Source organism: Wolbachia endosymbiont (group B) of Lycaena phlaeas, assembly GCF_947251875.1.
GTDB lineage: Bacteria > Pseudomonadota > Alphaproteobacteria > Rickettsiales > Anaplasmataceae > Wolbachia.
Map to the genome: position 1 here is coordinate 565,834 of NZ_OX366392.1, position 20,512 is coordinate 586,345.

The window sequence follows — 20,512 nt, forward strand, 5'->3', positions numbered from 1 at the left end:
TTATTTTTTGCCATTCAAACAACCAATTTGAGCATTCCAAAGTTCCTTGTAAAGACCTTGCTTAGAAACTAATTCAGCATGTTTACCATCTTGGACAATTTTTCCTTTGTTAAATACTAGAATTCGGTCCATGTGTAAAAGTGTAGAAATACGGTGTGCTATAGTAATCGTAGTTTTATTTTTCATCAATTTGAATAAACTCATTTGAATTGTTTTTTCTGTTATAGAATCTAACTGACTAGTTGGTTCATCGAGAAATAATATTGGAGCGTTTTTTAAAAATGCCCTGGCTATTATTATTCTTTGTCTTTCTCCTCCAGATAGCTTGATGCCTTTTTCTCCGACTGTAGTTCCATATTGATCTGGTAGAGTCATAATGAAATCGTGAATACCAGCCAGCTTTGCAGCTCTCATTATTTCTTCGATAGTAGATTGAAGTCTACCATATATGATGTTTGCTAAAATAGTATCATGAAATAACAATGGGTCTTGAGGTATTACAGATATTTGTTGCCTCAAAGAACTCTGTGTAACTTCTGATACTATTTGATTATCAATCTGTATATTACCTTTTTTAACATCAAATAGCCTTAGAATTAAGTTTATAAAAGTAGATTTACCACCTCCAGAATAACCAACTAGACCTACCTTTTCGCAAGGATTAATGGTAACTGAGAAATCTTGAAATAATGGCTCCTGACCTTCATAAGAAAAAGAAACATTGTTAAACGTTATTCTTCCACTTAATAAATTTAATTCTTTAGCATTTTCCTTATCTTGAATTTCTGGTACAGTAGTCAAGATTGGCAATGCATCTGAAACTTTGCCGAAATGAGTAGAAAATTGGGTAAGATTCCTAGTTAGATGGTTAAGAAACTCTATAATCGATATATTAATTCCAAGTACAAGAGCAATATCTCCTATTGCAATTTTGTTCAATTGATAGTCATAAATTAAAAAGTACAAGTTTACTGCTTGGAGTATATCAAATGAATAGCCATATATAAACCAAAGACAAAAGTATGCCCATTGTAATTTTCTCTCTGCAATAGTTCTTTTCTTGCATATTTGAAAAAATTTGTGTCTCTCATGTGCTTGCTGAGAAAATAGCCTTACTGATATAACATTTAAAATACTATCTGCTATACTAGCTATTACTTGTGAATTTTGTTTAGAGTAATTATCAGCTAGTTCAGTAAGTACACGAAAGCTGAAAATCGATACTAAAATAAAAATGCTTACCCAAGTGAATGTGGCGATTGCAAATTTTATGTTTACTAATGATAAGGTATAAATAGCTAAGACTAATGCTATGCTGTAACCGAAAAAACAATCTATAAGCAATCTTATTAACTCTATCACACTATCCATTAAGTTACTGGCCTTATGTACTAAACTTCCGGATAAATTGTTCTGATAATAGGAATGGTCTTGTTGGAGTAGCCTACAAAAAGACATATCAGCTATTTTTTGACGCATTAAGGTAAACATTCGAATGTCAACAAAATAGCCATAGAATCTAAAAGCAGTAGTGATAAGTAATGCCATACCAAGATAAGCGCTTACAGGTAATAAAAGATTTTCAATTACATTACCTTCCTGATATTTTACAGCTGTATCTAGAATATTTTTTACTAAATACTTTCTAAAAGACAAATCAACAGCTACCACCAGAGCAACTAAAGACATTATAAGTACATTAAGCTTGAATTTAGATACTATATTCAAGATGAACATCAATACACATTTGAAGCTATCAACTCTACTTCTGTTCATTTACAATGCTAGCTCCACTACGTTGACTTTTTTATTGAGAAATACAAGTAGTGAAAACCATAAATTTTTGTATATTTTTCCTGAGATGTCTCCAGCATCATGTAGTGCTGATGCTTGATTTAGAATAAGCAGCTTATATAAATCTCGCTTAGCCTCAGTAGTGTCGATCTCAGAAATATTTGTAGTTGTATCTGTAATAAAGGCTAACCAGCTCTTGATAAGTTCTTCCATGTTTTTTGCTTTTATACTTTCCTGGTAGCCAAACAATGACAAGCATTCTCTCAGTATAGATTCTGTTAACTCACCACAATTGAGTATACCAAAAACTGAAGGCTGAGGTTTTGGCACATAGGGAAGGTCTTGATCTTTTATAATCCACCTTGTTACATAAGCAAATCTATCTTTAGCATCTGTATTCTTATCACTACCATGCCATAACCGTGAATCAAAAACTATCGCATCTCCTGCTGAAATAGGTAGTGACTTAATTTTGTAATTTTCTCGGTTGTTTGAGTACTGATCAAAAAAATATGGGTACCAAAAATCAACTAAAGGCTGTATTTCCCATTTATGACTGTTTTCTATAATTTGTAGTGCACCTGAAGTTTCACTTACATTATTCAAAGCTAACCAAACGGAAAAGTGGTAAGGATCATTGAAACTATAGGAGATGTCTTGGTGAAAGGGAACTGCATCTATTAAATCAGCAGTTTTACATATAACATTTGATTTTTTCTGCAGTATCTGACACTGAAGTGACTTTTCAAGGTAATTTTTAATAATTTTATCTAATGCTTGAGATATAATTCTAGTTACTTGAGATAACATGCCCCATCTGCCGGTACAGTTTAAGTAGTCAGAAGTTGAAACACTTATTTCTTGGGATAGCTTTGATATCTTATTTGTTATATCACTTAAAGACTGAATTATTAGCTCTAAAGGAACCAGATTTTTGATAATAAAAAAACCATTTTTTTGTAATGTTTCCATGTGATTAACATCTGACATCAATAACTGATAAGTAATCTGTTAAAGGTAAAACAGCAAAAATTTTGAATCCTTTTACTTGTTTGAGTATTTTTTCCCAATCGTTTAATGTTCTTAGTTTACCTCCTGTTTCAACCATGACATTAATATCTACAGAGCCTCCAGTTGGAGAGCGGTAATCTAAAATAGTTTCTATCAATAAAATACGAGATATTCCTTTGACCAATTTTAAATAAGACAATACTTTATCATCATCATAGTGCTGTAGAAAGCGGCAAAAGACACCTAATTCATAATTTGTAACTGATAGTTCTTCCTGAGTTATAAGTTTGACTTTTAAATTTTCTACTAACTGTCTTGGTACTTTATGTTCGTTATATAGGCCTATAGAACCTTTATTGTGTATATCAGAATAAGCAAGAAATAAAGAGTGTACACCAAATAGCAATATATTCTTAGCATCATCTATATTAATTCTAGAATTAAACTCTTTAGTATCAAACCTAGAATATCCTAGTAATGCTTGGTAAAATGCTATTTTCTTATCTTCTGATGCTTCTCTTTCCTTAAAAGATTCAAATGAAGAGATAGACTTCTGTTTTAGTATATCGGCCATCTTTAACCAATTCTTTTCAGCGGCAACTCTTGCCCACATTGTTGCTGCTTTTGGCAAAAATGGTATTTCCTTAAAACACTTACCTTTTGATGATAGTTTCCATAAGTCCTCGTCCTTATCGTAATCAATAAACCCTATTTCCCACAACGCCCTTAACAGCCTTTCTAGATTTGGTACGATAATGTTTAACTTTTTAGATAAAAACGGCACAGTTGCAGGTAAAATATTTAACAAATCAAGTTCAATAGCAACGCTTGTTAGGTAAGTTTTCCAAAAGGCTGAAAGTTCTGCAGAAATCCTATGCACTTGAGATTCTTTACCTAAATCAAAAATACTAAACTTTACATTTCCGGTAATATCGATTTGTCCTAACACACCTTCAAAAGTTTCAACTTTTGCCATCCCATTATAAAATGCTTCTACCATTTTAAATCTCTGCTGGTAAACAGGATCACCATTAATATCTATATGAAACCAACCATGTTGATCTTCTGCAATAGAATACCCTTTATGAAAAACATTAAGTTTTTTATACCATTTATTATGTACTAACTTTCCATGATGATTAATATGTGTAGCTTTACCATCCTTATAGACTACAGCGATACCATCCTTAAAATCTCCAACATAATCATATTCCTCCTGATAAATCCTGTTGCCATTTAAATTAATATGAAAACATTTATCATGTCTTCTAACTACACAAATATCTTCCTGATAATTTCCAATCCATTGATACGACTGTTTGTATACTCTACATCCAGATGAATCAATATGGTAACACCCTGTATCATCTTCTACGGCCGCTCTATTAAAGTAGAATCCAAAAGTTTTTAGAAATCTATGATGATAAACTGCTTCTCCTCTTACATTGATATGATAAGCACCTGTCTGATCATAAACCGGTGCAAGACCGGGCTCATGAAATTTACCAACCTTTATAAACCTATCTTCATACAAAGGATTTCCTAGTAATTCGTGAAAACTCTCACACGGTGAAATTTTAATAGATTTAAGATTATCTTTGATTAATTGATCAAAGGTTTTCTCATGTTGCATGTTTTGCATAATTTGTAATTTAAATAATTCTTTTGTAAGCTTAGGTACTCACTACTCTGCCATATTTCCTCGAGTTTAACCTCATTAACATTACCAAAATTTCCTAATGTCTTACGGAGTTCATCTGGAGCACAGCAAGGACTAAACTTTCCTTCATTGTTTATCCATGCTTCTTTACCTAAAAATGGGCATTGACCACCTGGAGCCAAATCCTTAATACCTTCTTGAGAAAGAATTGTAAAATTTTCTAATTTTATCTTTTTACCATTTGGTAATAGCATATTATCTCTAAGCTCATATAACCTTCTCACCTCTGTATTCCATCTACTAATTGCTAACTCATCTCTTCTCATAGATAGATCCTTAATTTCCTCAAAATGTGCCCAAAGATGATGTCCTTTAACTCTATCTATGCCGTTTTTTATGGCCATCTTAACTATGTCATAGAGTTCATGTAAATTACTTTCCAAAAATGTTAATTGTAAAGTAACGGTACACCTTTCACCTGTATCGCTAAAGTATTTATCTCTAACTTCAAGGAAAGTTTTTAAATTTTCTGTCACTACTTCCCATTTTGAACCTTTCATGATTCTTTCATGAGTTTCTTTAGTTGCCCCATTCCAGGAAATCTTAACATCAGATAAAATTGGTACCAATAGTTCAGCCCATTTTCTAGCTCTTTTAATGGGAAAAGAACCATTGGTTGTGAGGTTAAGCTTAAGGCCGAACTCATGGCACAAATTGATTATTTCATCAAAGCTTTTATACATTAAAGGCTCACCCATAGTAGAAGGAATGATTTCCCTTAAAGGTGTGTCAGCTGCTTCCTTAATTACTTTTCTGATAGTTTCTATCGACAGTATCTTAGGTTTTATTCCTTTAGCTTTCTTTTCTTCTTTAACTTTGCTGTATGGTGAAAAACATTCGCACATTATACAAGCAAAATTACAGTAATCTGGATTAGTATCAAAAGTAATTCTCCAAGGACCGGGTTTAACAGCTACTGATTTGCCTTTCTTTTCAATAGCATTACGGTAAATCTTGTTAAGTTTCTCAATATGCTCACTCATAGAAGGTATATTTCCATTTTTAGTATAAGGATAGCCTTTTTGGGTAAGTTTATTGTATAACTCCTGATTTGTAGATAGGACTTGCATTTTTTCTGACAAACTACTTGCATCTCTGTGCTTAAATAATAGTCCATCTCTTACATATTCTGCCATACCACCATAATCGGCTGTTATAACTGGTATTCTAAGTTGCTGTGCTTCATGTATTACTAACGGTGAATTTTCACCCCAAATTGAAGGAACGACTATTGCATCAACTTTATTAAATACGTCAGTAACTATATTCTTATTATCATAACTTCCCATCCACTCTATTCTTTCTTTAACAACAGGTGAAAACTGATCGGCAATCGCTTTTAAAGCTTTAGTTTCTTCTCTTGCTGCTCCCCAAATTCTAAGTTTTGCTTTAGATGATAAGTGAGAAAAAGCTTTCAATAATAGATCAACACCTTTTTCGGGAGTATGAGTACCAATATAACCGAAAATAAACTCTTTTTCTTGTACTCTATTTCTATTCTTAAGACGATTGAGATCAAAACCATAATCAAGATAAGAAATTTTGTTTATCGGAACATAAAAATCCTGAGTAAATTTATCCATCAAGAATTTCGATGGGGAAATAAAGTAATCTATATAGTCTATTATTTTCCTTGTGTGCTTCATTCTAGTTGCAACCCATTGTTCCCAATAATTTAGGTCTGAATTCAGGAATTCTTCATCTCCTGTAAAATATCCCTTGTAACATTGGGTTGCACATTTTTGATCCTTTTGTCCATCACAAAGCTGTAATAAATCTTCAGAATTGCGTTGAATAAACCTTCCTCTTGGACACATTAACCAAAAGTCATGTAGCGTAAAAATTGTAGGTATATTTTCTTTAAAAGCAATTTCTGGTAAAGTAATTGATAGATGATTAAGATGACCAAAATGTATAAGATCTGGCTGAAAGTTATCTATTACTCTTTTAAATTTTATATCTACTTCTTCATTAATAAATTTATAACGATATTTAGCTATGGGTATATTAATTAAATGCAGTAAGATTCGAGAATCACTACGATCTAGGACTGTAGTGTAATAAAAATCAGGTAAAAAGCTATTTTCATACCTAGTAAATACTTGTACCTCATTGTTATTTGCTAGTTCATGAGCAAGAGTTTGGCTGTAAACCTCTGAACCAGCGCTATAATAAGGAGGGTAACCATGAATAACTTTTAATATTTTCATATATTACCATATCTATATTGTTAGGATACTCTTGTATATTGTTTTGTAGACTTTTTATAAAATTGCTTAATCCTACTTCTAATGAATGCTTTGGAGACCAACCAAGTAGCTCTTTAGCTCTAGTAAAATCACCATGGAACTTAGTTACGTCAAAATTTCTTGGAGGATAAAAATCAATTCTAGAATCACTTTTCGTGACTTTTAATATTGTTTTTGCTAAGTTTTCTAAAGTACATGGGCTATTAGTAGTAAGATGAATAGCAGGAAGAGAAGATTTTTCACTTTGTAAATATTTAACAGTTAAGCATATACCCTCTATAACATCATCCAAGTAGGTAAAATCAAAAACACATTCTTTACCTTCTATTTTAATTGGATCACCTCTTAATGCATTAATACAGAGTGCGGGAATTACTCTACTGTTATGATCTAGTAAACCACCGTATACATTTGAAAAGCGTAATATTGCTACATTAAAATCTTTTAAACTTGTTATTTGCTTCTCAATAAATGCTTTACCTTTGGCATAATTATTTATTGGATCGATACTAGCAGATTCTGTAACCGGCAGTTCCTTCTGCTCTCCATAGACTTCCCTACTACTTGCATATATAAACCATGGTTTATTTGGAAGTGACTTACATAACCCTAAAAACTGCATTGTACCATCAACATTAATTTTTTTACACAGTTCAGGATAAAGTTCACCATGTATAACTCGAGAAATTGCAGCCAGATGAATAATTCCTGTACACTTAGCAAGTAGTGGTACTATATCTTCTGAAAAAAAACTGAGTGGATTGTTGCGAAACCTAATATCACAGCTTATTACTTCATGGCCCTGGTTTTCTAACTTTTTCACCAAGGTTGACCCTATCAAACCTGCAGCACCTGTTATTAATATCCCCATGTATACCCTCTCACTACAAATAGGAAAATTTGTCGTACCAATTATCTTACAAGTAAGAATCAAAAGGTATTATAAAACCAGTATAAAACAAATGTCAACTTAAATTAATGAATAAAAAAATGTAGTTATGAAAGAAAAGTTGGCTGCCTTCTTTCTTGAAAATAGTGTTCGGCTTTAATCAAATCCTCTTTATTATTTACTCCCATTGCTTCTCTTTCATCAGAAACTACATAACCTACACTCAAGTTATTGTTTGCTGCAATGGGCACTATATCATTAAGACAATATTCATTGGTCGAATTATTGAATTTTATTTCTTTTACTAAGGTAAAGAGATCTTTAGCATATAAAGCCATTATTCCAGAGTTTGCAAGAAGCATTTTATCTCCATTTTTTAGGATTTTTTGAACATTTCCGTAATTATCAATTACTAATCTTCCATATTGTTCATCTTGACTATTGAATCCAAGAAGAACTAAATTATTATACTTTAAACAATCAGTCATTTTCATAACTGTATCGCTAGATATAAAAGGAGTGTCTCCATACTGTATTAAAACTATGTCTTGATCAGATAACTCCTCCAGATTTTCTAGAGCAATTTTAACTGCAGTGCCAGTGCCTGTAATATCTTCTTGAATTATTAGTTTTATATTGTATTGATCGATTATACTTTTTAGAGTATCAAAGTTTTCTAAATCTTTTAGAAGGGAGTTGTTAACAACAATTGATAAGCTTTTTAGACTCAGCGATTTTGCATTAGAAATTATATGTTCTAAAAGAGTAAGATTTCCCACTTGGTGCAACGCTTTTGGATATTCAGAATTCATTCTACTGCTCTTTCCTGCTGCTAATATTATCAAAATTTTACTCATACATAATTCAGGAATTGATTAGGTAGTAAGTTAATTTATAATTAGTAAGATGTAAAGTCCACTTTGATTTTCTAGAGGAAAATAACTACCATCGAACAGACAAAATTCGTTAAATTAGCATCTGTAGTAATTCTTAAGTAAAATTTTAGAAAGAGACGCCCCATAGTTATAATTGAGTGTGTGCTACTTTCAAGTATGGTTTTTATTGATGAAACCTCTTAGACCACTCTGTTTGAAATAAGGTAACTACTGCTTAATTCACCAAAAAGCCTGTAATTAAGTTCTAAAGCGAGTGTGTCCAACCCAATCGATTGTATCTCTTTAGCGTCTGTAATGCCCTTTAAAATTTGAATAAAATGTACTTATACTAATTCTATTAGTATAAAATAAACTTGCACATGATTTTATCGTCATTTTTATTCATTGTAAAGAAAATTTTGTATGAAGGTTTTTTAGAAAACTCACTTGCCCCTCTTAAATGCTCTCAACATCCTGAAAATTTGAATAAAAGTAATTGCTATTTTCAGAAACTTTTTGAAAAATTACCACAAAACATCTAAATCTTTAATAGGCAAGACCGCACCATTTGCTTGTAGATAGTAATGTGTTGGCTTTATTAACTTGTGCTCTACTTTATCTCCTACTGAAACTTTAAATTCCATATCCTGCACACAAAGAAATCCATATTTAGAATTGGTCCCATATCCTGCAGCATTACGAAAGAATTTAATCTGTCCAAGAGTTGCAAGATTATTTATTCTTTCTCTAATATTGCGCTCACTGCCAAGCCCCTCTTCTCCTTCAAAACGCTTTGCAAATTGTCCAGCAGTATAAATATTACCTTGATATGCGCTACTGCGAATTAAATTCAAGATAACCTCATGTTTTCTCATCCGTTCTAAATCCAACTTTTTACTATATTGATCTCTGATTATTGGTTCTGAATTTAAAACTGAATTGTCATGTACAAATGCCCCATTTTTCCAGTAAAGTGTCATTTGCCCGTTATTGCACTGCGAATAGTTAGATTTTTTGCGCGATAAAATTCTCTCATCAGGAGAAGCATTAGCTTTATCTGGTCTAGTCAAATACCAACGAGACCTTACTGTATTATTCCATGCTGTTGAACCGCCTGTGCCAGTTTTACGTATTATTCCCGCATCAGAAGGGTGGGCAAGTAATAAAACAGCTCCTTTTATTGCTTGAGCTATTCGACCACAACAACCTTGAATAAATTGTCTCACATGAGAACGGTCGTTTTCATTTCCTCCAAATAGGTCTGCTGCTGTATCTAATATCACAAGCTTCGGCTGAAACGATTCAATATCCTCAAGTAACTCTTGAAAGTACGTAGTTAATTGACCAGTATCTTTGTTATTAAAAACCATAAGTTGATTATTGTGCCCTGCTCGTGACCATAAGCCAACATTATCCTGAAAATCAGAAGATTCCATACCTGATTGATAAAATTCATTTATTGCGCATTGCCGACGCCAAAGTTCTTCTTCATCATCTTCACAGAACACACCATATGTCTTTATTTTTTCCAGATCTATTCCAAGCCAAGGTTTACCAAAAGCAGCGGCTGTCATTAATTGTTGAGCAAGGAGAGATTTTCCAACACCACCATCACCATAAAGAGCTGTAACACTTCCTACAGGGAGCCAATCCTTAATAACCCACTTTCTTTCTGGAGGGATATTGGTCCAAACTGTAGTATCAATTCTTTTTGACTTTCTTGAAGAATAAGGGCTTTTGTTGTTAAGGATAAATTCTTCAACGTTCATTCCTTCTAGCACACTATCTGCAGCATCCCAAGATTTTGGCTTATCTTGAGGAATCTTGAGAATAGAAAGTGATGCAACTCCAAAACCAGAAAGCTTTTTTGCGGCTTCTTGAGCATAATCTTTTCCAGGATCATCGTTATCTGGCCATATAATAATGTGTTTACCTTTAAGTGGAGTCCAATCAGTTTTCTCAATAGGTGCTTTTGCTCCAAACATTGCTGTTGTTGCAGTGATCCCTTGTTCTATGAGTAGCTCAGCACATTTTTCCCCTTCTACCAATATCACTCTATCAGATTTAGTGATGCCTGGAATGTTATACAGAGGCCTGATCTCAGGTGCAGTAAAGGTAGATTTTTTAGCATCAAATGGTTGATAACTTTTTCCTGAAGCAGTATCATAACGATATTTGCTGGCAATCAACTGATTATCCTGATCGAGATAGTCCCATTGAGTTATTCTCTTTTGCTCTTTAGTAGGTCGCTTGTTACATCCTATCCATTCACTTATCGAAGAAATTACTTCAACAAATTCTATTTTAGCGTTTTTCCCATGTGCAGCTGCCCAAAGATCAATAATGTCACCACCGTCCCCAGTTGCAAAATCAATCCATAATCCGACCTTGCCATACGCTAATTCAACTTTGAGGCTTTTGCCTTTATTACCTTGTACATCACCTATCTGAAATTTGTCACCATGAAAAGTTCCTCTTGGAAATAAATAAGAAAGGCATGATCTGATGTTTAATAATAGTTGTCTTTTTATTTCTTCTACATCAAATTGCTCTAATGGTTCTAAATGTGAGACAGCGTTGTTAAAATCATAATTTAAAGTATTTTTTTCTTTGACATCAGTTAAAAAATCTTGTACCATAGGTTGAAGCTCCTTTTAAAGTTAAGTGTTTGAAAGGTTTTTGAGCAAGGCTGTATTGGTTGCGGTCTTGTTCTCTTATCATGAAGTAAAAAATGCAGTAGGTGGTTCTCTTGGCAAAGCTTGAAAAATATATTAATAAGTGAAGGAAGTTAGTTCAGGTTTATAGTAAAGGTAAGATTGAAGGCTCTTAGGGTTTTCCTTCTTTTAAGACAAAATACTCTAATATAATTCTACAATATTTTCCTCACTATGTCAACTTCCTATTAAATAATCATAATGCTTCTATTTTGTCACATTGATATATTACATATTTATAGTATGTAATATATATTATATATAAGGAAATTTGCCATTTAACATTTTGGTTAAACCTCCACATATACGCAGCTTTGGAGCCGATTGGCAATTTTGCCAAATGAAATTTTATTTGCCATTTGAAATTCTCTTAAGGTATTGATTTTCTTGTATTTCTCTTTGTAAGTTCATCTGGTTATTTGGTAGGTTTGCCAAATGATTTGCATTTTGAAGCTTACTTTAATAAGTAAATATACCTATATGCTAGAAAATTTATAACAGTTGCTTACTGCATAAACTAAGTTCACTTATTAACATAACTCAAGAGATGCTTATATTTCTGTACCATTGACTATAGTATACCGGATCCCTTATCGATCTTTCCGGAAGTGAGGGAAATTTTTCCAAAACACGTTTACTCCTTATTATAAAAACATCTGACTTTAAACTTACACTATTTCCTTACTATATATGTTCACAAAAATTCTAAAAACTGTTCACTTTTTTAAAAAATTTTGCACAACTCCGCTTTCATACTCCACTAAATGACCTACTTTTCTAACGACTAAAAATGCAGTCCGAAATATGATTTGCTCTAAAAATTTTTCATTGAAATTACAAAAATGAACAGGTAACGCAAATTCTGTAAAGGACAATGGTGGTATTGAAAATTTAGCTCTGCTCTCAACTTACACTCCTCAAAAAAATTACAAAATTTAATTTCATTTTAACTTTAAACAAAAAGGCCACCTATAAGTTGCATCTGCATTATGTTGCAAAATATACTATACTTTCCTTATGAGACACTTACATAATCAAATAAGCTATCTACTACTTTTCTTCTCCTCCATAACAGATATATACTGTAAATGTGGTTTGAAATATGAATTGCTCTAAAATTTTTTTTATTACGATTTTTCTATTAAACTTTAATAGAGCTTAACGTGTTTACAATATACCCAGGTGAGAGATTTTCCGTCTATAAGAGGTAGCCGTAAAAATGCTATATTAGTAAAACTATTAATAATAATTATTTGTGAATTAAGTACTTTAGATTCGAGATTATATAGACTTTTGGCAGTTTAAGCCATTTTAGATTGGAAAATGAAATCTCATTAAGCTGAGAAGTGGGCTACTGTAGGGGAGTTTAACATAATTTAAGGTTACAAGTCAAGCAAACTACTATAATATCATAAAAGGCTGTTCCTTGGCTGATTTTGAGTGTTTCTTAGTTTAGAGAAAAACCCTATTATTATAAATAATAAAAATAAGGTATATAATAATACCCTATTTATATTTTATATTTTTCATTCTTATTTATTCTTTAATTTTTTAACTCTTATAGATAGCTCTCTAAAAAAAAAGGATTTGAGACAGGAAACGTTAAATTCTTTTTAAAAAATTTTCTTTACAAGGCATGAAAACCGTGTTAAACTTATATGTAAGTTTCTTTCGTGATAGTAAGATTAATTAAAATACCTTTTAGTTGAGTTTAGAGTTGTTTTATAAGCGATCTTTAATCAGGGGAGTATTTTTTTGCTTAAAAGTTGTGGCTAGCTTTAAAACATAGGTTTTCTCCTTTAGTTATTAAATTTCTGCTTTGCTTATAATATAAATGTCCTAACAATTAAATTACAATATGTATTCCGTTCAAGATTTCAGCCAATTTATTGAGTATTCCGGAAAAAGAGGATATGATTTGTTTGTTCTTTAGGCATAGGTGTCTAAAATTACAGAAATGAATCATTTTTTTCTATTGAGCTTTTTCTGCATCTAAAACTTATGTACCGCTTAAAATGGAGACAAAGATCAAAATTTATTTATTTACGTCTCTAATTTTATCTCGTATAATGGAGACAAAGATTTATGTTTTCACTATTTATTGGCAGATAGGGCTTTCTAAAGGGTGGTTCACCCCCCTTGAAATTAAAACAAAAGCAAGATGTCAAACACAGATAGCTCAACTACAAGCTGGTTTTTGTTGTAGTTATTTTCTCACTTTCTTTACTTGCTTTAATTAATTCATCAAAGTCAGATTCATGTAATTTATCTTGTATAACTCTATACTTTTCGTATTCTCCTTCAGCTAGAGCTTTTGCAACTTCAGCACTCAGCATCTTTAAGTACTTCATAATCATTGAACAATAGAAATGCATCCAACTTTTCAACCCAATTCTGCATTTTCATTAGCCGATGCTTTCTTGCTTGAAGTTCTGCATAATCTAGATACATTGAGACAATGTGATTTAGTTCACTTAATTCTTTTTCAGTCAAGTAGTTTTTTGCAACACTTACATCACTCTTATGAATTTTATTACCTAGACCATCTTTCCAAGTAGTTAGTCCCATATGTGGTTTTTTATGATCAACTCGATAGCTCTGCTGCAGTCAAGCCGTAAATCGCCCAATATAATTTATTCTGTACTTTTGCATAAAATTGTTTTGTTATTTCTGAATTTGGATCATAGTCTGCAGAGCATTCAGCATAAATGTCGGTAATCTTCTGGTAAAACCTACGTTCGGATGCTCCTGATTTTTTCAAGTAATTCATTGAAGTAGTCTTTGCCAAACTTTAGGCCGTTTTTTAGCCGTTCGCTATCTAATGCAAATCCTTTGATGATGAAATCTCTCAAAATTTTTGTAGCCCATACTCTGAAAGATGTAGCCTTTTTAGAATTAACTCGATAACCAATAGCTATCCAAATTATAAAATTGTGTAGGGTACTGTTTACCATCTTCAGCAGTATTCCGGGAAATCCGGATAACTGAATCTTTATCTAACTCTTGACTAGCAAATATGTTCTGTAAATGCTCACTAATTGTTCTAATATTAACATCAAACAACTCCGCCATTCTTTTTTGTGTAAGCCAAATGTTTTCATCTCGATACAAAACATCAATTCTCACGTCTCCATCTGGAGTTGTATATAATAAAATTTCGTTTTCATTTATTATCATATCTACTCTACCTTACTTCAAGTAGCATATAGGTTATTTGTAAAAAAGACAAGCAACTGTAAAACTCTAAAAATAGAGAACTATCTACTTTATTCTTTAGCTGGTGAGCAGTTTTGAAATTATTTTAACTTTTTTTTTAGAAAATCCCGGAAAAAGTAGTAAGAAATCCGGTATATATATAATAGAAGGGCATTGTTTCAACGAGGTTAGTTTACCTCTATACGCTTCAAACACAAAGAAAATGTCAATCCTAACACTCGACCTTGGCAAGCAAACGGGCTGGGCAATTCTAACAGATGGAATAATTGAAAGTGGAAGCAAAGGCTTTCATGGTAGTCGTTTCAGTGGAGGCGGTATGTGCTTCTTAAATTTTCGTAATTGGCTTAATTCTTTGAAAGACATTTCTGCAGTGTATTTTGAGGAAGTAAGAAGACATCTAGGAACTGATGCAGCTCATTGCTATGGTGGTTTTCTTGCAGTGCTGTCTGCTTGGTGTGAAGAACATCACGTACCATACAAAGGTGTTAATGTTAAAACTATAAAACGCTTTATAGCAGGCAAAGGTAATGCAAGTAAGAGTGAAGTTATTGAAGCGATACGTGAAAAAGGTTTTTCACCTAGAGATGATAATCAAGCAGATGCTTTAGCTTTGATGTGCTATGTTATGGATTTTAGTAAAGATATTAATAAGATGAAAAATCCATAAAAAGTGGGTCCTTTCGGCCATACTGGCGGGTTTGGTGGTGCTGACCCCAGGCCTTCTTTAGCGTCAGAGATATTTTGAATATTAACTTTTTAATTAGTACAGTAATTATATGAATTTAGCAATCCACTACTATCCTACTCAAAATCTGGTCGAATATGAGCGTAATCCACGTAAAAATGACGATGTAGTCAACAGAATGTGTGCTTCTATTCGGGAATTTGGCTTTCGTATACCAATAGTTGCAAAAAGCGATGGTACTGTGGTTGATGGTCATTTAAGACTTAAAGCAGCAAGAAAACTTGGTATAGAAAGTATTCCTGTGGTTTTAAGTGATAATTTAAATGAACCACAAACTAAAGCTTTTCGATTACTGGCAAATCAATCAGCTAATTGGGCAAAGTGGGATGATGAGCTTTTGAAAGTAGAAATTCAAGAGTTAGAAGATTTACAGTTTGATCTTAAAATGACTGGATTTGAATTAGAAAAAGTTCAACATTTCCTTGATGATTTAGATAGTGAAAAAGAAGATTTTTCTGACTTGGTTGGTGATGACAAAAAGGTAGAAATAACAAAACCAGGTGATCTATGGATTTTAGGTGATCATCGAATCTATTGTGGTGATAGCTCTGTAATTGAATCATATAAAGCACTGTTAGATGATAAAATGGCAGACATTACTATTTGTGATCCTCCATATAACGTTGATTACGGTAGCAGTCAGGAAAGAGAAGATAAAAAAATACTAAACGATAATCAAGGTGAAAAGTACGAACTTTTTCTCTACGATATCTGTTCCCATATTTTAGCATATACGAAAGGTGCAATTTACATTTGCATATCATCATCAGAGTTTTCAACGTTGCAAAAAGCATTTGAGGAAGCGGGAGGGAAATGGTCAACTTTTATCATTTGGGCGAAGAATCACTTTACGCTAGGAAGATCAGATTATCAAAGACAATACGAAGCAATGCTTTATGGATGGAAAAGCGGCAATAAACGTGAGTGGCATGGCGGTAGAAATCAAAGTGATCTGTGGTTTTATGATAAGCCAATACATAACTCACTGCACCCAACAATGAAGCCAGTAGAGCTAATGGAGAGAGCAATAGTAAACAGCAGCAGATCAGGAGACATAGTACTTGATCCATTTAGCGGTTCTGGAAGTACACTGATTGCATGTGAGAGAACAGGAAGAATTTGTAGGACAATAGAGCTAGATTCAAAATTTGTAGATGTAACCATAAAACGTTGGCAAGTGTACACAGGTAGGGAAGCAATTCTTTCTGGTACTGACAAAACTTTTGCAGAAATTCAAGAAGAAAATTCGTAAAAAGGAGCAAAAAGAGTGGAAAAAATCACGCAGACGGAATGGGCAAGAGAGATAGGAGTTTCAAAGCAATATGTCTGTTATTTAGTAAAGAAAGGAATAGTTGAGTTGGAGGATGGTTTGATCAATAGAGAACAAGCAAATGAAGCGGTGGCAGCAATACGAGATCCAAGTCAGCCACTGAGGAGGAAAAATCCAGAAAACGAAAATACAAGTAACCTCTCCACAATGTTGCTAAAAACGCGAATAAAAAATGAGATGGAACGTGGCAAATTGCTTGAGGCAAAAGCTAAGGCTGAGATAGGAGAACTTGTAGCAGTAGAAGAAGTAAAAAGTGAGGCATTTAACGTAGCAAGAGTTGTCCGTAATAATTTGCTTAATATTCCAAATAGAGTTTCAGCACTGCTTGCATCACTGAGTGACACTGAAAAGATTCATATGGCGCTAACTGAAGAGATTACAAACTCATTACAAGAATTATCTAATACTAAATTTCAAATATAAAAAAGATTTTGAATATAAAATGGCTAAGTTTAGAGTTAATAAAGTGTCTAATCAATCAACCAGGATTAGATGTTAATGTTAGAGGATTAAATGGAAAAACCCCACTACATTGCGCTATAGAATTTGACGAATTAAGTATGGTAGATCTGTTACTCACGAAAAAGAACATTAATCCTTTTATAGAAGATAATGATGGTAAAACATCTCTTGATTACGCCAAAGAAGGGAAAAAAGCAGAAATATTACAAGCGCTAATCAACAATAAATACGGATCAGAGCAAGATAGTTTACTTCATTTAGCTGCAATGATAGGTGAAGTTAATGCAGTTAGATATTTGATAGGAAAAGGTATTGACGTTAATGTACGAAATGCTTTGCATCATACTCCATTACATCTAGCAGCAGGAATAGGACATGCAGAAGTTGTAAAGATCTTGATAAGAGAAGGAAAAGCTGAAATAGATGTCTTTGATGCACGAAATCAGACACCAATGCACTATGCAGTTAATAATAAAAAACTGGAAATAGTAAAGTTATTACTCGAGCTCGGAGTAGATGTAAATAGCACGCGCATAGGACAAAACTCAATGAAATTGTCACCTGTGCATATAGCTGTAAGTAATACTAATTACGATGAAAGAGATTTATGTCTTGATATCCTCAAATCCTTAATAAAGGAGCCTAATGCTCAAGTAAATTTGCAAGACTACGAAAATAAAACGCCACTACATTACGCTGAAAGACTTAAAACAATAGAGGTTTTACTAACTCGAGAGGATATAGATCCTTTAATCAGGGATGATAATGGTAAGACACCATTTGATTACGCTAAACCTGAGATAAAGAAGGCTTTGATAAGTAATAAATACGGTTCTGAAAAGAATAGTCTACTCCATTTAGCTGCACAAAGAGGAGAAATTGAGCTTGTAGATGCAATTTTAAAAGAAGAAATTGATATTGATATTTCAAATAATAAGAGTCTATCACCGATCTATCTTGCTGCGGAAAAAGGGCATTTACATGTAGTAAAGTTATTGCTGAAAAAAGGAGCAAATTATACACCTGTTTTGCACTTAGCAATCAAATCAAACAATTTAGAGTTACTAAAAACTTTATTTAAAGAAAAGAGCATCAAATTACCAGATGAGATAGGCAGATCTGTACCAATTTATTATAGGTGTATGGAGCATAGAGATGCAAAAGTAAGAAAATACAATAGTACGATCTGTGTTTTTACCTCAGTAAGTGCAGTAGCAATGGCAGCATATATAGGTTTAACAGCAACAACAATAAGCAGTGCGATCATTTTTGCAACAATAACAGGAGTATTTGCGCTTGTTATAGCAATAATGATAAGTGAGATGAGCAAAAGATATATAGAAAACGAATTTCAGAAAAAGATGTTTATGGAATTGGAGGAGTGTGGAGGAATAAACTCTACTGTTAACAATATTGAGATAGAACCAATTATGAGTAGATGCAGACAATGATATACGCTAGAGCTTTTTCTGAAGGTTTAAGACCAGATCCAGAGCTTAAAGTATCAGAGTGGGCGAATGAGTATCGAGTTTTAGCGCCAACTGCAGCATCAGAGCCAGGGAAGTGGAGAACGGAAAGAACTCCTTATTTAAAAGAAATCATGGATTCACTTTCTCCTTCTTCACCGGCTGAAAAAATAGTATTCATGAAAGGAGCGCAGATTGGAGGAACAGAAGCTGGCAACAATTGGATTGGCTATATCATCGATCAAACACCAGGACCAATGCTAGTAGTACAGCCAACAGTCGAAATGGGAAAACGTTGGTCAAAGGGAAGATTTGCACCATTAATAGAGAGTACGCCATGTTTAAAAAGTAAAGTAAAAGACCCAAGATCAAGAGATTCAGGGAATACTGTACAAAGTAAGGAATTTCCAGGTGGAATAGTAGTAATAACCGGAGCAAATAGCAGTGTAGCACTGAGATCTATGCCAGTAAAATATCTCTTTCTTGATGAAATAGATGCCTACCCAGGAGATTCAGGAGGAGAAGGAGATCCAGTTTTACTCAGCATAGCCCGAACTAATACATTTGCACGACGAAAGATTTTTTTAGTATCAACGCCAACGATTCATGGAATAAGCAGAATTGAGAAAGAATTTGAAGCAACAGATAAGAGATATTTTTTTGTTCCCTGTCCGTATTGTAATTACTATCAAGTTCTAAAATGGTCACAAATAAAATGGGAAAACAACGACTCAAGAACAGCACATTATGTCTGCACTGAATGTAGCGGCAAAATAGAAAATCATCAAAAGACAGAGATGCTAGAACGTGGAGAATGGAGAGCTACAGAGGCAAAAGAAGGGGAGAAAAAAGGATTTCATCTTTCAAGTCTTTATAGTCCAGTTGGCTGGTATAGTTGGCAACAAGCAGTAGAGGATTTTCTGCATGCAAAGGAAAGTGAACAATTACTGAAAGTTTGGATCAACACAACGCTTGGAGAAACCTGGGTAGATAAGGGAGAAGTACCAGACTGGAAGCAATTATTCAACAGAAGAGAATTTTTTCAGATTGGCACAGTACCAAAAGGCGAAGTAGTTCTCACAGCAGGAGTTGATGTTCAAAAAGATCGTTTAGAAGTAGAAGTTGTAGCCTGGGGAAAAAGCCGCGAAAGTTGGTCAATAGACTATCGAGTATTTGAAGGAGATACAGGAGGTGGAGAAGTATGGGGAAAGCTTTCGGAGCTTCTGAGTCATCATTTTATCGGTGAAAATGGTCTTGAATACATGATAAGTATGATGGCGGTTGATGCTGGGTATGCGACACAAGAAGTATACAATTGGGTAAGAGGTCATCAAGGCTCTGGAAGAGTAATGGCAGTAAAAGGTGTAAATAAAGCATTAGTACCACTTAGCAGCCCAAGTAGAGTAGATATAACAGTTGGTGGTCAAAAGCTAAAGAGAGGAATAAAGCTCTGGCCAGTAGGAGTATCGATATTAAAATCAGAGCTTTTTCAACTACTTAATGTTTTAAAAAACGGGGAAAAAGAAAAAGTGCCAGCAGGATATTGTCATTTTCCGGAGTATGCACCTGAATATTTTAAGCAGCTAACGGCAGAGCAATTAGTCAGCAAAGTAGTAAAAGGTTATACCAAACAAGAGTGGCAAAAGGTAAGAGAAAGAAATGAAGTACTAGATTGCCGAATTTACGCAAGAGCAGCATCAATAGCACTTGGGATTGATCGTTGGCCAGAGAGTAAATGGAATAGTTTAAGTGGAAAAATAGAAAGTAAAAAACCTAAGAAAGTAAGACAGAGTAAGTGGCTGGAAAATGTATAACGAAGAGTATTTAGTTCAAGTCGAAGAAGCGATAAAGAAGCTGCAAAACGGAGAGCGAGTAGTATCAATTGCATATGGTGACCATGTAGTGAGATATGCTGAAGTTCAGATAAATGATTTACTAAACTTAAGACAACGTATTAAAGCTGAGCTAAAGATTGTTGGAATGAAACCGAAGAGAAAGATTGTTTTTTCAACGAGTAAAGGGATCATATAATGATAAAAAT

16 protein-coding genes and 1 pseudogene are annotated in these 20,512 nt (G+C 33.4%); 6 read left to right on the forward strand and 11 right to left on the reverse strand.

The genetic code is table 11. The annotated features are described in order from the left end of the window. The 11 genes and pseudogenes from OPR37_RS02555 to OPR37_RS06300 all read right to left on the reverse strand — a co-directional run bounded on the left by OPR37_RS02555 (nucleotide 1) and on the right by OPR37_RS06300 (nucleotide 14,378). A complete protein-coding gene (locus OPR37_RS02555; protein ID WP_211908065.1) occupies nucleotides 1-1,776 on the reverse strand; it encodes an ABC transporter ATP-binding protein in 1,776 nt (591 codons plus the stop codon). Then, on the reverse strand, nucleotides 1,777-2,766 hold the full coding sequence (locus OPR37_RS02560) for a phytanoyl-CoA dioxygenase family protein (RefSeq protein ID WP_211908674.1): 990 nt from the start codon (nucleotides 2,764-2,766) through the stop codon (nucleotides 1,777-1,779). 4 nt (nucleotides 2,767-2,770) lie between these two features. Beyond that, entirely contained in the window at nucleotides 2,771-4,447 is a 1,677-nt protein-coding gene (locus OPR37_RS02565; RefSeq protein WP_263858704.1) for a WG repeat-containing protein, read from the reverse strand. After that, nucleotides 4,408-6,735 carry a glycosyltransferase gene (locus tag OPR37_RS02570; protein ID WP_264683256.1) on the reverse strand — a complete coding sequence of 776 codons (2,328 nt, stop codon included), beginning with the start codon at nucleotides 6,733-6,735 and terminating at the stop codon, nucleotides 4,408-4,410. The genes OPR37_RS02565 and OPR37_RS02570 overlap by 40 nt, the downstream gene beginning before the upstream one ends. Further along, nucleotides 6,692-7,645 carry an NAD-dependent epimerase/dehydratase family protein gene (locus OPR37_RS02575; RefSeq protein ID WP_264376250.1) on the reverse strand — a complete coding sequence of 318 codons (954 nt, stop codon included), beginning with the start codon at nucleotides 7,643-7,645 and terminating at the stop codon, nucleotides 6,692-6,694. Before OPR37_RS02575 ends, OPR37_RS02570 begins: the two co-directional genes overlap by 44 nt. A 125-nt stretch (nucleotides 7,646-7,770) precedes the next feature. Beyond that, entirely contained in the window at nucleotides 7,771-8,520 is a 750-nt protein-coding gene (locus tag OPR37_RS02580) for an NTP transferase domain-containing protein (protein WP_262986641.1), read from the reverse strand. Between the two features lie 542 nt (nucleotides 8,521-9,062). Continuing rightward, the gene (locus OPR37_RS02585; RefSeq protein WP_264684993.1) at nucleotides 9,063-11,177 is read right to left on the reverse strand and encodes an AAA family ATPase; all 2,115 of its coding nucleotides are present in this window, start codon (nucleotides 11,175-11,177) and stop codon (nucleotides 9,063-9,065) included. 2,258 nt (nucleotides 11,178-13,435) lie between these two features. Continuing rightward, a complete protein-coding gene (locus OPR37_RS06285) occupies nucleotides 13,436-13,588 on the reverse strand; it encodes a hypothetical protein (RefSeq protein WP_264376392.1) in 153 nt (50 codons plus the stop codon). Beyond that, nucleotides 13,575-13,820, reverse strand: a complete 246-nt coding sequence (locus OPR37_RS06290) for a virulence RhuM family protein (protein WP_264376393.1) — start codon at nucleotides 13,818-13,820, stop codon at nucleotides 13,575-13,577. Before OPR37_RS06290 ends, OPR37_RS06285 begins: the two co-directional genes overlap by 14 nt. 16 nt (nucleotides 13,821-13,836) lie before the next feature. Beyond that, nucleotides 13,837-14,206, reverse strand: a pseudogene (rhuM, locus tag OPR37_RS06295) (RhuM family protein). Further along, a complete protein-coding gene (locus OPR37_RS06300) occupies nucleotides 14,148-14,378 on the reverse strand; it encodes a hypothetical protein (protein WP_264377351.1) in 231 nt (76 codons plus the stop codon). The pseudogene rhuM and the gene OPR37_RS06300 overlap by 59 nt, the downstream one beginning before the upstream one ends. Before the next feature lie 292 nt (nucleotides 14,379-14,670). Here OPR37_RS06300 and OPR37_RS02615 point away from each other — a divergent pair, with 292 nt between their 5' ends. The 6 genes from OPR37_RS02615 to OPR37_RS02640 all read left to right on the forward strand — a co-directional run bounded on the left by OPR37_RS02615 (nucleotide 14,671) and on the right by OPR37_RS02640 (nucleotide 20,502). After that, on the forward strand, nucleotides 14,671-15,135 hold the full coding sequence (locus OPR37_RS02615; protein ID WP_264685032.1) for a RuvC family protein: 465 nt from the start codon (nucleotides 14,671-14,673) through the stop codon (nucleotides 15,133-15,135). A gap of 109 nt (nucleotides 15,136-15,244) precedes the next feature. After that, the gene (locus OPR37_RS02620) at nucleotides 15,245-16,465 is read left to right on the forward strand and encodes a DNA modification methylase (RefSeq protein ID WP_264684994.1); all 1,221 of its coding nucleotides are present in this window, start codon (nucleotides 15,245-15,247) and stop codon (nucleotides 16,463-16,465) included. Nucleotides 16,466-16,480: 15 nt separating this feature from the next. After that, nucleotides 16,481-16,966: a hypothetical protein gene (locus OPR37_RS02625; RefSeq protein ID WP_264684995.1), complete on the forward strand. Its 486-nt coding sequence runs from the start codon at nucleotides 16,481-16,483 to the stop codon at nucleotides 16,964-16,966. A 14-nt stretch (nucleotides 16,967-16,980) separates the two neighbouring features. Continuing rightward, nucleotides 16,981-18,456 carry an ankyrin repeat domain-containing protein gene (locus tag OPR37_RS02630; RefSeq protein WP_406848666.1) on the forward strand — a complete coding sequence of 492 codons (1,476 nt, stop codon included), beginning with the start codon at nucleotides 16,981-16,983 and terminating at the stop codon, nucleotides 18,454-18,456. Continuing rightward, nucleotides 18,453-20,285: a phage terminase large subunit family protein gene (locus OPR37_RS02635; RefSeq protein ID WP_264685033.1), complete on the forward strand. Its 1,833-nt coding sequence runs from the start codon at nucleotides 18,453-18,455 to the stop codon at nucleotides 20,283-20,285. The genes OPR37_RS02630 and OPR37_RS02635 overlap by 4 nt, the downstream gene beginning before the upstream one ends. Beyond that, the gene (locus OPR37_RS02640; protein WP_007302777.1) at nucleotides 20,278-20,502 is read left to right on the forward strand and encodes a gpW family head-tail joining protein; all 225 of its coding nucleotides are present in this window, start codon (nucleotides 20,278-20,280) and stop codon (nucleotides 20,500-20,502) included. The genes OPR37_RS02635 and OPR37_RS02640 overlap by 8 nt, the downstream gene beginning before the upstream one ends. Nucleotides 20,503-20,512: the final 10 nt, after the last annotated feature.

What these genes read in the sequence shown, in the direction of transcription:
- OPR37_RS06290 (WP_264376393.1), bottom strand. Translation starts at nt 13,820, where the DNA reads ATGGGACTAACTACTTGGAAAGATGGTCTAGGTAATAAAATTCATAAG.
- OPR37_RS06285 (WP_264376392.1), bottom strand. Translation starts at nt 13,588, where the DNA reads ATGCTGAGTGCTGAAGTTGCAAAAGCTCTAGCTGAAGGAGAATACGAA.
- OPR37_RS02560 (WP_211908674.1), bottom strand. Translation starts at nt 2,766, where the DNA reads ATGGAAACATTACAAAAAAATGGTTTTTTTATTATCAAAAATCTGGTT.
- OPR37_RS02575 (WP_264376250.1), bottom strand. Translation starts at nt 7,645, where the DNA reads ATGGGGATATTAATAACAGGTGCTGCAGGTTTGATAGGGTCAACCTTG.
- OPR37_RS02565 (WP_263858704.1), bottom strand. Translation starts at nt 4,447, where the DNA reads ATGCAAAACATGCAACATGAGAAAACCTTTGATCAATTAATCAAAGAT.
- OPR37_RS02635 (WP_264685033.1), top strand. Translation starts at nt 18,453, where the DNA reads ATGATATACGCTAGAGCTTTTTCTGAAGGTTTAAGACCAGATCCAGAG.
- OPR37_RS02640 (WP_007302777.1), top strand. Translation starts at nt 20,278, where the DNA reads ATGTATAACGAAGAGTATTTAGTTCAAGTCGAAGAAGCGATAAAGAAG.
- OPR37_RS02615 (WP_264685032.1), top strand. Translation starts at nt 14,671, where the DNA reads ATGTCAATCCTAACACTCGACCTTGGCAAGCAAACGGGCTGGGCAATT.
- OPR37_RS02585 (WP_264684993.1), bottom strand. Translation starts at nt 11,177, where the DNA reads ATGGTACAAGATTTTTTAACTGATGTCAAAGAAAAAAATACTTTAAAT.
- OPR37_RS02570 (WP_264683256.1), bottom strand. Translation starts at nt 6,735, where the DNA reads ATGAAAATATTAAAAGTTATTCATGGTTACCCTCCTTATTATAGCGCT.
- OPR37_RS02555 (WP_211908065.1), bottom strand. Translation starts at nt 1,776, where the DNA reads ATGAACAGAAGTAGAGTTGATAGCTTCAAATGTGTATTGATGTTCATC.
- OPR37_RS02620 (WP_264684994.1), top strand. Translation starts at nt 15,245, where the DNA reads ATGAATTTAGCAATCCACTACTATCCTACTCAAAATCTGGTCGAATAT.
- OPR37_RS02580 (WP_262986641.1), bottom strand. Translation starts at nt 8,520, where the DNA reads ATGAGTAAAATTTTGATAATATTAGCAGCAGGAAAGAGCAGTAGAATG.